General features: G+C 57.8%; 1 pseudogene. It reads right to left on the bottom strand.

Annotation, left to right across the window (positions count from 1 at the left end):
* Positions 1-196 precede the first annotated feature (196 nt).
* Positions 197-384, bottom strand: a pseudogene (locus tag EN850_RS36870) (hypothetical protein); the annotation flags it as partial.

Below are 384 nucleotides of genomic sequence, written 5' to 3'. Positions count from 1 at the left end.
TCTTGACTATGCTGTATCGCTCGACGGACCGCCTCTGTCGTCGTGGCGCTCCCATGAAGAACCTGGCCCATAGCGCATCCCTTGATTCGGAGGACAAGGATGCCCCATCAAAATCTGGGATCAAACATCTAGATGTAGCACTGGTACGGTGTATATGTCGCAAACTACCGGGAGGGGAAAAGGATACGTGGACCTTTCAGAGTTTGGCCTCGACAGCGCACTCTTGCTGCCGAGAGCGCCGGCTCTTCCTCGAGCCTTCCTTGATCTGCGCCTCGAACGGCTCGTACATGCTGGGTCTCTTCGGATAGGGTTTGGTCCGCCGATACGGCCGCCGATGCGTTGGTCGGGTCTCGCCACTCTTCCAGGCCGTCTTCAGATTCGCGG

Origin of the sequence: Mesorhizobium sp. M8A.F.Ca.ET.207.01.1.1, from assembly GCF_004794715.1 — a bacterium.
Classification (GTDB): Bacteria; Pseudomonadota; Alphaproteobacteria; order Rhizobiales; family Rhizobiaceae; genus Mesorhizobium.
The sequence above is the reverse complement of the archived record's forward strand: the minus strand, read 5'-3'. Positions and strand labels throughout refer to the sequence as shown.